This is a genomic window from Lacibacterium aquatile, assembly GCF_042683105.1.
GTDB classification, from domain to species: domain Bacteria; phylum Pseudomonadota; class Alphaproteobacteria; order Elsterales; family Elsteraceae; genus Lacibacterium; species Lacibacterium aquatile.
Genome location: NZ_JBHUIP010000013.1, coordinates 1 through 13,470 on the forward strand (window position 1 = coordinate 1; position 13,470 = coordinate 13,470).

General features: G+C 64.3%; 11 protein-coding genes. 6 read left to right on the forward strand and 5 right to left on the reverse strand.

Features of this window, described 5'->3' with window-relative positions; genetic code table 11:
- Nucleotides 1-176: 176 nt before the first annotated feature.
- Genes ACFSM5_RS15140 through ACFSM5_RS15160 form a run of 5 tightly spaced genes read right to left on the reverse strand, consistent with a single transcriptional unit; the run spans nucleotide 177 to nucleotide 6,648 of the window.
- Nucleotides 177-1,193: an ABC transporter substrate-binding protein gene (locus ACFSM5_RS15140; protein ID WP_379877307.1), complete on the reverse strand. Its 1,017-nt coding sequence runs from the start codon at nucleotides 1,191-1,193 to the stop codon at nucleotides 177-179.
- 10 nt (nucleotides 1,194-1,203) lie between these two features.
- Nucleotides 1,204-3,291 carry an MFS transporter gene (locus ACFSM5_RS15145; RefSeq protein ID WP_379877308.1) on the reverse strand — a complete coding sequence of 696 codons (2,088 nt, stop codon included), beginning with the start codon at nucleotides 3,289-3,291 and terminating at the stop codon, nucleotides 1,204-1,206.
- Entirely contained in the window at nucleotides 3,288-4,151 is an 864-nt protein-coding gene (locus tag ACFSM5_RS15150; RefSeq protein WP_379877309.1) for a hypothetical protein, read from the reverse strand. The genes ACFSM5_RS15145 and ACFSM5_RS15150 overlap by 4 nt, the downstream gene beginning before the upstream one ends.
- Nucleotides 4,151-5,350, reverse strand: a complete 1,200-nt coding sequence (locus ACFSM5_RS15155) for a diaminopropionate ammonia-lyase (RefSeq protein ID WP_379877310.1) — start codon at nucleotides 5,348-5,350, stop codon at nucleotides 4,151-4,153. Before ACFSM5_RS15155 ends, ACFSM5_RS15150 begins: the two co-directional genes overlap by 1 nt.
- Complete coding sequence (locus ACFSM5_RS15160; RefSeq protein ID WP_379877311.1) at nucleotides 5,347-6,648, reverse strand: aspartate aminotransferase family protein; 1,302 nt, start codon at nucleotides 6,646-6,648, stop codon at nucleotides 5,347-5,349. Before ACFSM5_RS15160 ends, ACFSM5_RS15155 begins: the two co-directional genes overlap by 4 nt.
- A gap of 219 nt (nucleotides 6,649-6,867) precedes the next feature.
- On the opposite strand from ACFSM5_RS15160, the gene ACFSM5_RS15165 reads away from it, so the two are divergent.
- The 6 genes from ACFSM5_RS15165 (at nucleotide 6,868) to ACFSM5_RS15190 (ending at nucleotide 13,296) form a co-directional block, all read left to right on the forward strand.
- Nucleotides 6,868-7,452 (forward strand): GNAT family N-acetyltransferase, encoded by a 585-nt coding sequence (locus ACFSM5_RS15165; RefSeq protein ID WP_379877312.1) that lies wholly within the window; start codon nucleotides 6,868-6,870, stop codon nucleotides 7,450-7,452.
- Nucleotides 7,453-7,566: 114 nt separating this feature from the next.
- Nucleotides 7,567-8,220: a hypothetical protein gene (locus ACFSM5_RS15170; RefSeq protein ID WP_379877313.1), complete on the forward strand. Its 654-nt coding sequence runs from the start codon at nucleotides 7,567-7,569 to the stop codon at nucleotides 8,218-8,220.
- Nucleotides 8,220-8,996 carry a hypothetical protein gene (locus ACFSM5_RS15175; RefSeq protein WP_379877314.1) on the forward strand — a complete coding sequence of 259 codons (777 nt, stop codon included), beginning with the start codon at nucleotides 8,220-8,222 and terminating at the stop codon, nucleotides 8,994-8,996. Before ACFSM5_RS15170 ends, ACFSM5_RS15175 begins: the two co-directional genes overlap by 1 nt.
- A complete protein-coding gene (locus ACFSM5_RS15180) occupies nucleotides 8,993-10,879 on the forward strand; it encodes a HAMP domain-containing protein (protein WP_379877315.1) in 1,887 nt (628 codons plus the stop codon). Before ACFSM5_RS15175 ends, ACFSM5_RS15180 begins: the two co-directional genes overlap by 4 nt.
- The gene (locus ACFSM5_RS15185; protein WP_379877316.1) at nucleotides 10,876-12,921 is read left to right on the forward strand and encodes a SpoIIE family protein phosphatase; all 2,046 of its coding nucleotides are present in this window, start codon (nucleotides 10,876-10,878) and stop codon (nucleotides 12,919-12,921) included. The genes ACFSM5_RS15180 and ACFSM5_RS15185 overlap by 4 nt, the downstream gene beginning before the upstream one ends.
- A 3-nt stretch (nucleotides 12,922-12,924) precedes the next feature.
- Entirely contained in the window at nucleotides 12,925-13,296 is a 372-nt protein-coding gene (locus tag ACFSM5_RS15190) for a J domain-containing protein (protein WP_379877317.1), read from the forward strand.
- Nucleotides 13,297-13,470: the final 174 nt, after the last annotated feature.

Genomic DNA, 13,470 nt, shown 5'->3' on the forward strand with positions numbered 1-13,470 from the left:
TCGATACGCCCAATGGCCTGAGCACCTGAAGCCTGCGCGAGCAGGCTTAAATCGCTGCCACCATCCATGACCGAGCACTCCTAATCCTAAAAGCGATTTGACCCTTTAGGGTGGAATAATCTGCCCGGTCATACAATAAGTCGAGAACAAAGTTAAAACTTAATAACGATAAGCAACTAGACGCCGATGACTTCCGCAAAACGCAGGACCGACATAGGCGGGTATAGCTTGAGCCGCTGAGCCACCGACATATTCACGATGTAGCTGAAACGCTGCAGGGTCTCCACCGGCAGAGAGCCGGCTTTCAGGCCCTGCATCAGGATCTGTTCGCTCTTATAGGCGGCGAAGCGACCGACATTGTCATAGCGGGACACCAGGCCGAACAGGCAATCGGAGGTACGGACTTCGAGCTCGGTCGCGGTGAAAGTCGGCAGGCGCCGCTCGAGGGAGCGGGCCGTGATTGCGTGGCGCTGGTCGCCGACAAAAGTATCCGGGCCGATATAGAAGAACTGCGCGCCTGCATCGGCAACCTTATCGACAAGCGAAGGGACGGCAGCAGGATCTGGCTTGCCGTCGGTCATCGAAACTTCTTCGACCACCACGCTATAGCCCTTCTCCTGGGCGAGCGCCTGCATCGCCCTGACGTTCAGGACCGAGTTCTCTTCCTGCGGATTGAAGATCATGCCGATCTTATTAAAGGGGCGATAAGCCTGAATGGCGGCCATCTGGCTGGCCAGCGGCACGATATGGCTGACGCCGGTCACGTTGCGCCCAGTGCCGGTGCCAAGCTGAGACGCCAGTTTTGCGCCGACAGGATCGGCAACCAGGGCATAGACACACGGAATGTCGGGGGGAATGAAGGCGCTGCGGTCGGCCGCATCCTGTGTTCCAACCAGCCCGAGGGCGACCGTAGTCCCCCAGCCATAGACAAGATCGGGCTTGGTCGCGCGGATCTCGTCGATGAATTTGGGCAGGTTCGCGCGGTTGCGGTCGATATTGCGGATGATCAGTTCGAACGGCAGGCCGCGTTCCTGGACATAGGCGCGATATCCCTGCTCGACCTCTGTCTCGCCGCGGAACAGCACCATATAGATCCGCTTGCGCGCGCCCTGGGCTTTCAGGATCGCTGGCGCGGCCAGCGAAGCCCCAAGGGTGGTCAAGAATGCACGGCGCGACGAAAGAAGCTTGGTCATTGGATAGCCCTCAGCGCTTTGGGGGACGCAGGGTGAAATATAACACGAAGAAGCTGGCAAGGCCGATGATCAGCAACCCTGTTGCCACGGTGGCCGAGCCCGATCCGCCGAAACTGGTGACGAAGGCGCCGACCACAAACGGCCCCAGCACGCCGCCCAGCCGTTCGGAGATGCGATAGACGCTGACCACCGTGGTCATGCCGATCTTCTCGATTTCCTTGGGCGCTACCCTTGGGACCAGGGCGAGTTGCGAGGCGATGGAGATCGATTGGCCAAGGCCCAGCGTGATGACCGCCAGGATCAGCATCCAGGTATCGACCTCGAACCAGAGCGCGGCGGCACCTGCCCCGGCAAGCACGCCGCCCAGGCCGATCATCAGCACTTCCTTCTTCAGCCTGTCGGCCAGGAAGGCGGCGATAGGGGCGCCGATCAGATTCATCAGGCCATAGAGCATGATGATACGGCCGGTCGATGCCTGATTGTTCCCCAGTTCCGCACTGAATTGCGGCACGAGATAAAACAGGAAGCCCGTCAGGATCAGCTTGGCAGGCACCGCCATGCAGAGCAGCAGGACCATGAAGCCGGGATTGCGCGCCAGTTCGACGAAATAAGTGAATTTCAGCGGCGGGCGCTGGGGGCGTTCGGTTTCATCCCGCAGCTGGCTCCAGATCAAGGCGGCTGCAATGGCGACCAGCCCGCCGCCGATCAGGAACGAGACGCTGGGGCCGAAGCGGTCCGACAGCACGCCGCCGATGGCGGGGCCGCAGATGTCAGCCGCCGTGATCGCGCCGACATAGATCGCGATGCCCTTGGCCCGGTTCTCCGGCCCGGTATTGTGCAGCACGAAGCTCTGCGAGGCGATGAAGACAAGGCCATAGCCGATAGCGCCAAAGCCGCGCCAGACCAGCAGTTCGATATAACTGCCTGCAAAAGCCGTCAGCACTAGACAGACGCTCGAAAGCGCAGCCCCGATCAGAAAGATCCGCCGCGAGCCGAACTTGTCTGTCCAGGAGCCGCCCGGCGGGGTCGCGATTGCCGTGCAGAGCATGAACAGCGAGATCGGAACCGACACAGCCAGCGACGGGTCGAGCCAGGTGATGCTGCTCTCCGCATGAAGCTGGCGCACATAGAGCGGGAAGAAGGAGCGCGACAGTTCCTCGGCAAAGACAAAAAGGAACAGCGGCAGGCGGATCAGCAGCAGATTGACGTCGCGGATCCGGCGACCTTCAGAGAAGCTCTTGAACTGCCAGCGTTCGGCCAGATCCAGCGTCGACTGGCGGATATCCTGCGAGGCGGCGGTGCCTGCACGCACAACGCGCTGGCCGAGATTCACGGCCATGTCCGAGGTGTTGCGTACAGCCCTGTTGAGAGCGCGCGCGATCATCCCCAGCTCGTTCCGACCTGTCCCGGCAAGGAACCAGCCGAAATCGCCGCGCGACATGCGCTCGATCATCAGGCCGATCAGGGTCAGGGGATGGTCGATCTTGACCGAGACGACAAACAGCAGAATCTCGAACGCCACGATCAGCATGACCACGGCGATGACGACGATATCCAGCGTGAAATCGCGGATCTCGCCCCGCACATAGGCGCGGTCGACCGCGATCTCGATATAGCCGCGTGTCCCCGGTTGTCCGAGGGCCAGGGCGGAAACCGTCAAGGCGGCTTCGCCCACCGTCGCATCGGTCGGATGGCCGACGCGGGTCAGGGGCGGGGGGAGTTCTGCCAGAGCTTCATCGGCGGCTTCCGGCGCAATACCCGCGACATGAATGACTTTGCCGGTGGCATCGGTTAGCGCGATGAAGCGCAATTCGGGATACTGGTTGAGGTAGATCTTGAGAAAGGCTTCCGGCTCGACCAGATCGGGCAGGGCGATACCCTTGTCGATGGCGCCATCAACCTGGGCGCGCAGGACCTCGCCCACGACGGCGGCTTTGCGTTCCAGTTCAGGCAGCAGGGCATTTTCGAACTGCCCCAGCGCGAAATAGACCAGCAGCAGCATCTGCGGCAGGCCGATTAGCGCTGTCAGACCCAGCAGGCGGACCGCCGTGCGGCGGCCAAGCGTCGTCGATTGTGGTGCTTCGACGATTTCGCTCATGACTTCTTCTCGGGCTGCGGGGCGGGCTCTTCAGGCTCGGGCGGTAGTTCCATATCGGCGGCAAAACCGGCGGCATTCAGTTCGATCTGCGCGGCCAGGGTTTTCTCCAGTGCCGTCGGCAGTTGCGGATCGAGAGGCTCGCCAATGGCTTTCTGGAATTCCAGCCCGTCCTCGGTGCCATCCAGCGCCTCGATAGCAGCAGCGGTGGTCAGAATCCGGCGACGCAACCGACCCAGATAGTACATCCATAGGATCGCGGCGATGGCGCCACCGACCGTGATGATGCCCGCGGTCTGGGTGCCAAGCTGGATCAGCAGCTGACGGGTGCTGGCTTGGCGGCCTTCGTCGGAATGGACCAGCACGACTTGGCCCACCAGGGCGCCGAAGTCGGTTCGGACTGGCGCGGTCAGGGCGATCAGGCCGTTGCCAAGCTCCAGGCGATGGGGCATCTCGCCCGCTGGTTTCAGCCAGGGCGTCGGCAGAGCGACCCCGCCACCGTCGGTGCGGGTCAGAATCTCGCCGGTGTCGCTGGTCAAAAGGATGGTGCGGATCTCTGTATTCAGCGCCTGGGCGCGGGTCAGGCCGCCGCCCAGATCCCCCATGGATCCCAAGGACAGGCCGAGCGCCAGAAAGCGCTCCACCGTCTGCTTCATGTCATCCAGAACCAGAATGAAGCGCGAGGTGTAATGCTGCTGATAGATCCGGTCGAATTTGGCGTAATTCAGAAGCGCCAGCAGAACGATGGTGGCGGCGACGGTTGCGACGATGGTGCCGACGATCCATAGGCGGAATGATCCGCTCTTGGCCTGCGGAGGTTTAGGCTGCGAGGACGCGGTGCCGGTTTCGGCAATCGCAGGCATCAAAGGGGGGTCTCCAAAAGCTGTCGATGCACCGTTGGGTCGGTGTCTCCTTCGGTGCCGATGATAACGGCACGGGCGCTTTCGTCGAGAGCTAGTGAACTGCGAAGATTAAAATTATTACTAATTTTCGCCAATCCCGCGAGTCCTGCCCCGGCGCACTCGCCTGCAACGATAGAAGGGTCGTCGGCAAGCGGGCGGTTAAGCCGTTTCATCGCGGCCAGCGCCTCGGCTTCGGTGAAGGTCAGGAAGCCGTTTGCCGACACTGACAGGATCTCCCAGGCGGTGGTCGAAAGCTCGCCGCAGGCAAGCCCCGCGCAGAGGGTGTCGAGATCGCCGCTGGCGGGCGTCATGCTCCCGGCTCGCGCGCTCTGAAAGGCGCAGTCGGCGCGTTCGGGCTCGCAGACGATAATGCGGGGCGCCATGCCCCAGACCTGACGGATGCGGGCGGTGACGGCGCCGGCCATGCCGCCGACGCCGCATTGCAGCAAGACATGGGTCGGCACTTCCGGTACGGCTGCGATGATCTCGTCCGCCAGTACGGCGTATCCCTGCATCACGAGGCGTGGAACCGCTTCGCATCCCGGATAGGCGGTATCCGAAATGACATGCCAGCCCGCCGCGCCTTGGGCGGCAGCAGCGGCGACGGCATCCTCATAGACACCCTTCACCCGCCGCACTTCCGAGCCCCAGGCCTCCATGGCAGCGACCCGGCCGGGGCTCACCGCTTCGCCGACATAGATGACGGCCTTGGCGCCAAAGCGCTGAGCGGCCCAGGAAACGGCGCGCCCATGGTTGCCGTCGGTGGCGCAGGTCATCACGGCCTGCCCCGTCAGATGCTTGAAATGCCCTTCGGCCAAAGCCGTGGCGCTGGGTCTTGTGCCGGTGGCGGCCTCAACCAGATCGGCCAGCACCTCGGCAACGGCGAAGGCGCCGCCGATCATCTTGAAGGATTTGAGGGGCGCGCGCTGCCCTTCATCCTTGAAGTGCAGCGCGCCGATGCCGAGCTGGCGGGCCAGGGCGGGCAGAGAGATCAAGGGAGTTGGGGCAGGACTGATGGTCGACCGGATGACCTCCGTCGCCCGCCCGACAGCCGCCGGGCTCAGCAGAGCGTCGGCGACTTGTTTTGCGGCATGGGGATCTGGCGTCGTCGCGACAAAGAAGGTGGAGGGATCTGTCGATGTCGCTGATGACGCAGTCACAGTCGCGCTAACTCCTGCTCTAGAAGATCGACCGCCTGGTCGAGGGTGGTTTCCGGGATCGTCAGGGGCGGCAGGAAGCGGAGAGTCGCGCCATCGCGTCCGCCCCGCTCGATCACCACGCCGCGCTCGAACAAGCGCGCCTGCACCGTGCGGCTGGCCTCGCTTGCCGTCAAGCCTGGGCGCCCTACCAGTTCCAATCCCTGAAGGAGTCCGACACCGCGTGCCTCGCCCGCCATATCGTAGCGGTCGACAAGGCTTTGCAAACGCTGGGTCAGGCGGCTGCCCATCTGAGCAACACGATCGACGAGATTGCTTTCCTGCATCTCCTCCAGGACCGCGCGCCCGGCCACGAAGGCCAGATGCTGCCCCCGGAAGGTGCCGATATGGTCGCCGGGCTCCCAGACGTCGTACTCTTTGCGATAGACGAGCAGCGCCATCGGGATGCCGCCGCCGACCGCCTTCGACACCACCATCATGTCGGGGTTGATGTCGGCATGCTCCAGCGCCCACCAGCGCCCGCTGCGACCCATCCCGGCCTGGATCTCGTCCAGGATCAGCAGAATGCCGAAGCGGTCGCACAGGGCGCGCAGCCCCCGCAGGAAACGCGGCGGGGCGACGATGCTGCCGCCTTCGCCCTGAACCGCCTCGATGATCATCGCTGCTGGAATGTCCGTGCCGCTGTGGTCGTCCTCCAGCAAGGTTTCGACATGGGCAAGCGCCAGATCGATGGCTGCTTCGGGGTCGCTCCAGGCGCCCTTGCCCCGGAAGGGGTAGGGGAAGGGGCAGAAGGTGACATCCATCCGGGCATCCAGCCCGGCGCGGCGGGCATCGCGCGAAGCGGTCAGCGAAAGCGCGCCCTGGCTCATGCCGTGATAGGAGCCGTAGAAGGTGAATAGCCCGCGTCGACCCGTGACCCGGCGCGCGAGCTTGCAGGCCGCCTCGACCCCGTCACTGCCGGTCGGGCCGCAGAAATGCACCTTCGCATCCCCTTCGAGCGACTTCGGCAGGACCCCGAGAAATGTCTGCAGGAAACGCACTTTTGCACTGGTCGTGAGGTCCAGGCTGGAGATGATCGGCGCCTGCTCATCCGCTATCGCGGCAAGTATACGCGGGTGCGCATGGCCTAGCGCCTGGACGCCAGCGCCTGCCAGCAGGTCGATAAAGCGTCGTCCGTCAGCGGTAATTAGTTCCGAGCCTTGGCCGTGGGAAAACTCCACCGGAAAGCGCCGTGCGTAAGAGCGGGCCCGGGATTCGACGCCTTCCACCCAGGACCAGTTTTCCGCGATTTCATCCGTCAAAGGTCGCATCTCTGTCATCGGTCCACTATAGTTATATTCCGCAGGCCCCGTAACCATAGTATGGTGCTTGTGTTTTTATAGGGAATATTTTGAAGGAAAAATCAATCGATGACGGCTCCAAACCGTTCGCAAACATCCATACAACCTATGATTACGAATTTTACGGTTCGTCGTTTAAACATTCACGACCTAGACGCGATCTGGTCGCTACAGCGCCGCGTGCGTTCGACCCTGCCTGACCCCAGCTTCCTGGCCGACGATCCGCAGGAGTTTTTTGCGGCTCATATCGAGGATTGGGGCTGTATCGGCGGGGTTGAGGATGATGGCGAGTTGATCGCCTTTGGCGTGTTGGGGTTTGGCGCACAGGTTCCTGCGGACGAAAATTTCGGTCGTCTCATTGGTCTTTCGCCTGATCGGCTGGCAACTGTAGGGCAGCCGGATGGTGTCGCAGTACTTGGTCAATACAGGGGCAAGGGGTTGCAGAAGCTGCTTTTGCGCTGGCGCCTGGACCAGGCGCGGGCAAAAGGATGCCGGGATATCCTGTCGACCTGCGAGCCGCGCAACCGCGTGTCGCTCAAGAACATGCTGTCCTTCGGTATGCGGGTCGTGAAGTTCGATTATCTGTTTGGTGGCTTGCCGCGCGTCGTGCTGCATAAAGATACGGCAGGCGATGCGGCAGTCGATATGGCGCGTGCTGCTGTCGTTCCGGTCACGCCCGACAGTCTTTCCCAAGCGTTCGCCCGTGGCGAGGTCGGTGTGGAACTTGCCGAAGGCGGATTGCTAATGGCGCCGACGGCGAATTAACGGCTGACCTTTCAAGGGTTTGCGGCTATCGTTGCGTCAGCGCGGCTATTTCCTTTTGAAAAGGTCTAGCGACGCGCTTGGGGGCGAAAGGTTTTAGGGCAGGCAAACCGAGGCATGTCGTTCGAGCGCATCGATCAGACGGTGGTCGCCCATGACGCGGCTTCGGCGACACCGCGTCCCGCCGATCTGCCGCGCCCGGCGCGCTCGCGTTGGCTTGGCGCGGCCGAGAAAGAGGCCGAGGCGCATAAGCTGCGGGCCCGCGGCCATAGCTATCGCCGTATCGCCGAAGTTCTGCAGGTTCAGTATGGGCTGGTGTCGCGTTGGCTGTCCGGCCTTGGCGAGAGCCTTGCCGATAGTGCGCCGGCCGAACCGCGCCGCTTTACCCGCACCAGTGTCCTGGTGCGGGCGACACCGGATGTGGATGCGCCGCCGGTGGAGATTCCGACCGATTTCCTGACCCGCTATCAGGCGATGGAGCAGCGGGTGGGCGATCTGCTGGCGACCCTGAAACAGGTTGCCAGCGAAAATCGCGAACGCGAAAACCGCCTCTATAAAGCGCTGGAGGATGAGCGCAAGGCTGCTGAAGGCCGCGAGGCGGCGCTGCGGGCTGAAATTACTGAGATCCGCGAACTGCTCGAACAGGCGGCTTCGGTCGAACTGGCGCCTGATTTTGGTGACTCTCGTGAAGGCGATGGACGCCCCTCGACCTTGCCGTCCAATAGTCTGCTCGGTCGATTGTCGTTGTGGCGGCGTGGGGGCGTCGGCTGATGCGGCTTGCGACGCGCGCCTTCTGGTGGATGGTTGGCGCTTTCCTGATCGTGATCCTGATGACGGCGGCAGCGCTGTTTCTCGACCTCAGGCGTTCCCAGCGCGATGCGACTCTGGACAGGTTGACGGTCACTGCGGGCGAATTGCGCCTGGGTATCGAGGCACGGCTTAATTTTGGCCAACCCTTGCCGCTGCTGATCGAGGCGCAGGCCCTGATCGATGGGGCGCGTGGCGCTCTGCTAGGGCAGGGCAGTATTGAAGTGGTCGGGCCGGGTGGCCGTATTCTGCGGGCGACCGACCGGCTGCGCATCGGTGAAACGGCACCGGAAGCCTGGCTCGCACCGGAAGCGACCCTGCCGCGCCAGGTCTGGCGACGGGCGGTCGAGGGCGGTTATGCGGTCGGCGTGCCGATCCTCGACGGTCTGGGCGCCGCCGTGGGTATGGTCGTGGTGATGGAAAGCGATGCGCGCTCGGAAGTGCGTGCGGCGGAGATCCTGGAAGGAGTAACGCTGGCCGGTGGCGTCCTTCTGGTGCTGCTGCTGCCCGCTGCCTATTTCGGCACCCGTATCCTGCTGGATCCCGTCGGAAGAGCTGCAAGCCTTCTGTCCAAGGGTGCGATCGAGTTGCGCCGGGCTGATATCGATGGAGGGGCGATGCCCGTGCCGCCCGAAAGCGCCGATCCGACGGCCAAGGCCTATCTGTTGAAGGCCTCTGCGGCCTTGATCGGTATCGCGGCGGGGTCTTCGGCCCTCGAGAATCTGGACGAGGGCGCATGAGAACCCGCACGGCGGTTGCCGCTCAGCGGCGGTTCCTCCTGTTGACCCTGGTGCTCATCCTTCTGGCTTGGGCCGGGGTGGCGATCATCGGGTTGGGCCTTGCGCGTCAGGCTTTGGCGCCGGTTCATGGGGCGACAGCCGAAGCAGTTGCCCGCGCTGTGGCGGGGCAGGTCGACCGGGCGCTGGGCTATGGCATTCCCTTCAAGGAATTGGAAGGCGTCGACCGTTATCTGGCCGACGTGATGGCGGAGCAGCCGCGGATACGGTCGCTGCAACTGGTCGATAGCGGCGGCGCCGTCCTCTTTGCCCGTGCCGCATCGGGGGCGAAACCCGACGGAGGCTTCGTTGGCAGACCCTTGCGGCAAGGCGACCGGGTTATCGGTGAAGTCCGCGTCGGTTATGCCGAAACGGCGGTGGCCCGGGATACCGACCGTGTCAGTCTGACTCTGGTCTTCGCGCTGCTGCTGGCGGGGTTGCCGGTGCTGGAGATCCTGCGCTGCTGGTCCGGGCGCAGCCTTGTTGAACCGATCCGCCAGATCGAAACGATGGTTCGGGCTGGCGGGGACGGCGACTTCTCCCATCGTCCCGTTGCCGAGGGACGGGGTGAAATCGGTCAGGCCGCCATTGCCCTTGGCCGCCTCTCCCGGCATCTCACCCGTCGGCGGCTGGAACTGGAAGGGCGGGCGGAAGATGCCCGCAGCGATGCCTATGACACCGGAACCTCTGCCAGGATCGACGGGGTTCTGAGCGCTGCCTTGTCTCCCTATCGCATTGCCGATGCCGCGACGCGTCCCCAGGTGGCGTCGTTGGAGCGGCCGGTACGACGACTGCTGACGGCCTTGGCAAGCTTTGCCGGGCTGCTGCTGGTGCCGGAGACGGCTGCCGGATGGGTCGGGCTTGCCGCTGGATTGCTGCTGCCCCGGCTGTTGGCGCCGCTGCATCGGGCGATGGGCGCGCGGCGCTGCATTATCATTGGGGTGATGCTGGCGTTAGGGGCGGTGGCGGCCCAGAAGTTCGGGCTTGGGCTGCCGGTGCTGCTGTTGGCCGGACTGGTCGGATATGGCGCCGGACTGATTGTGCAGACGGGTGGCGAGGGCGGCGGTCTGCCGACCAGGGCGCCGGGCGCGAACTGGGATATCGACGGCGTTGCTGGTGCCGCTGCCGGGGCGGTGATGGCCGGGCTGCTGGTCCGGATCACAGCGGGTGATAGCTGGATCGCAGGGTATCTGGCGCCGGGTCTGCTGGCGCTGGCGGGCCTCTGCGCACTGGCCCTGCGGGTCGAGCGGGGGGAGGCGGATCATCGGGCATGGTTGCGGCCTATCGAGCTTCGGGCATTGCTCGGGCGCAGGGAAGGCGCTGCGATCCTGCTGGCGGCAGCACTTCCAACGGGTGCCTTGATCGGGCTTGGGCTGCAGGAGAGCGCAAAAAGCGCCCTGGCGATGAGCACCTGGGGCGGCGGCCTGTTGATCAGCCTGGAGCTGAGTCGCTTCCTGGCGCAGAGCGAGCGGAATGCCTCGCGCCTCGCGGCCCGTTGGTTCGCGGCGCTGCTGACCTTTGCCGCCAGCCTCGACGCGGCTCCGCCGCTTGCGCAATCCGCGTTGCTCGGAGTGGCGGGCGGGCTTGTGCTGGCGGCGCTGGCGGGGCATGCCCAGCGTGTCGCCCAATCCGAAGCGCTGGGCCTTGGTGAAGCGCGGGTGCTGATCGGCGTGCGGCTGCTGCGGGTGCTGGGGATCCTCGCCATTCCATTGCTGATCGCAGGCGGCGTGGTGCCGGAGCTGATCGCCGGGGTGCTGACGCTCTTCATTGGCCTGGGCGCGTTGATCGCTTTGATCTCGGTGCCTGCCGCGCCCCGTAGCCTCCCGCCAGGGGAGCCGACGCTATGAACCTGCGCGACCGTCTGGCGCTGGGCGTCGTCCTGCTGCTGCTGGCCCTGGGATTGGGGCTGCATGGCACGGCCTATGTGCGGGAAACCGCCCTGAAAGACGAAGCGGCCTCCTTGCAGCTCTCGGCCCATGAGCGTGCCTTCGCGGCGGCGGTGGAAAAGCACGATCTGACGACCCGCCGTCTGCTGGACCCCGAACTACTGAAGCGTCCAAACCTCGCCCAGATGCTGGCGGACAGGCGATTCCCGGAGTTGCGGGTGGAACTGACCGGGCTGCTGGATGCCTTGTCGCGCAAGGGCATCACGACCATCCAGGTGGTGGACGATCAGAACCGGCCGGTTTTTGCCGCGCCCCGTCTGCCAGGTGATCAGGCGCTGCTGGAAACCCAGGCCGCGACCGCTGCCCTGGTTTCCGGGCGCGAAGTTGGCGGCGTCGAGGCGACGGGCGACAGCTTCCTCCAGGTGTCGGCGGTCACGCTGCTGCATCAGGACAAGGTGGTGGGGCTGCTGGTGGTCGGGCGCCCGATGCAGCCGGTTTTGGATGATGTCGCCATCCGGTCGGGCGCTGGCGTCGTGCTGACCGATCTGGAAGGCCGGGCACGAATGAGTGCCGGCGCCGGCGACCCTATCGCCCTGACCCAGAAGGCCCGCGGTCTGACGCGCGGGACGGAAGAAATTCATCTGGGCGATCAGGTGCATCTGCTGGCGACCCTGCCGCTTGCCAATGCCGCCGGAACCCGCATCGGCCTGCAGCGCTGGGTGGTGGAGAGCACCGAGCGGCGCTGGGCTTCCGATCGTCGCCGACTGACTTCCTATGGCGCGGATGGGTTGCTTTTGGCGGGGCTCGTCCTGTTCGGGCTCTGGGGCATCCGACGGGCGTTCCGGCCCCTGGACAGCACGCTCGAAGCCCTACGCGGCCTTGCCCATGGCGATACCTCGGTCGAGATTTTTGGCGAAGATCGGCGGGACGAAATCGGCCAGACCGCCCGTGCGCTGCATGTCTTCCGCGACAGCCAGCTTGAGCTGTCGCGTGCCGGTGACCGGCGCCTGCGGCTACGCCGCCGCCAATTGCGCTTCATCCGCCGTCAGATGGAGAAACTGTCCGAAACCCTTGACGAGGGGGCGAAGGCAGAACTGATGGACGATATGACCAAGATCGAGGCCCAGGCCCGCGCCGAACAGGGGCATGCCGACAGCCTCGATGCCCTGGCCGTGGCCTTCCGGGTGATGACCGAACGGGTCAGCGCCCAGCATGCCAGCCTGGTCATGATGGTCATGGAACTGCGCGACGCGGTGGCCAAGCAGCAGCAGATGGAAAGCCTCAAGGAGCAACTCGCGGTCGTCGGTCGGCTGCAGAAGGCCCTGCTGCCGCGCAGCTTCCCGCCGCGCGACGATATCGAGATCCGGGGCGAACTGGTTCAGGGCGCCAAGATGGGGGGGGATTTCTACGATTTCTTCCCGCTCGACGGCAATCGAGTGGCGATCTTTGTCGGCACGGTGGCGGGCGAGGGGATTCCGGCAGCTTTCCTGGCCGTCACCGCCCGCGCCCTGGTCCGCGCCAGCATCGGCGCCAGCGCGGGGCCGGCCGCCTGCCTTGCCCGGCTTTCGGATCAGTTGCTGGCGGACAACGAGCAGCAGCTTGAACTCCAGGCCTGCCTTGTGGTGCTCGATCTTAAGACTGGTACGCTGGCGGCGGCCATTTCGGCATTCCCCATGCCTTTCCTCAGCACGCGCCCAGGCGAGGCAAAGCTGGTGAATTGGCCGGTTTCTGCGCCGCTGGCGACCCAGCAGGGGGTGAAGATCGAGCAGGCGGTCGTAGAGCTGCCCGGCCGCTGCACCCTGCTGTTCCATAGCCCTGGCGTTGCCCGCACCCTGCGGGGCGGTAAGCCGCTGGGCATGGGTGGGGTTGGGACGATCCTGGCCGATGGCGATGATCTGGGGGCTGATGCGGTCGCCGAACGGGCGCTGTTGCGCCTGACGATGGGGGAGGTCGAGCGCGCCGACGATGCTTCCATCGTCGCCATGCGCTATCGCGGGCCTTAGTCCGTGGCTCCCAGCGACCCTCGGGAGGTTCGGGCCGCGCTCGACGCGGCGTTGGAAGCGCAGGCGATGCTCGATGGGGTGGAGCCGGTCAAAAAGAGCAGCGGAAACCTACAATCTGAGAATGAAAGACTGCGTGCAGCCCTCTCGCGGATGGCCTTCAGACCCCTTGTTGGCGGTGTGCGGTCGGTTGGTCATGCAACCTATGTCTTGGGGGTGCCGGGCGCCTGGGGTCTAGATGAAGCGGTAATACAGGCGCGATACCGATTTCTGGCATCGATTTTTCACCCCGACAGCGGGCTGATTCCTGACAGCGAAAGGCTGCGTCAACTGAATGATGCGCGCAGCATTCTCCTGCGCCACCTTGCCGAGGAATAGCAGGGCTCAAGGGAAAGAATCATAGATTTCAGTGTTTTCTAGCGGGCGATCTTGATGTAACGTCGAAATCACGAGAAAGGGTTGGAGGAGCATTCCTGATGCTGTTTTCAATCCTCAGGGGAGGCGACGTGACGGGGAAGTTTCCTGACGGCGGATGTGGTCAGCATCCAGTCG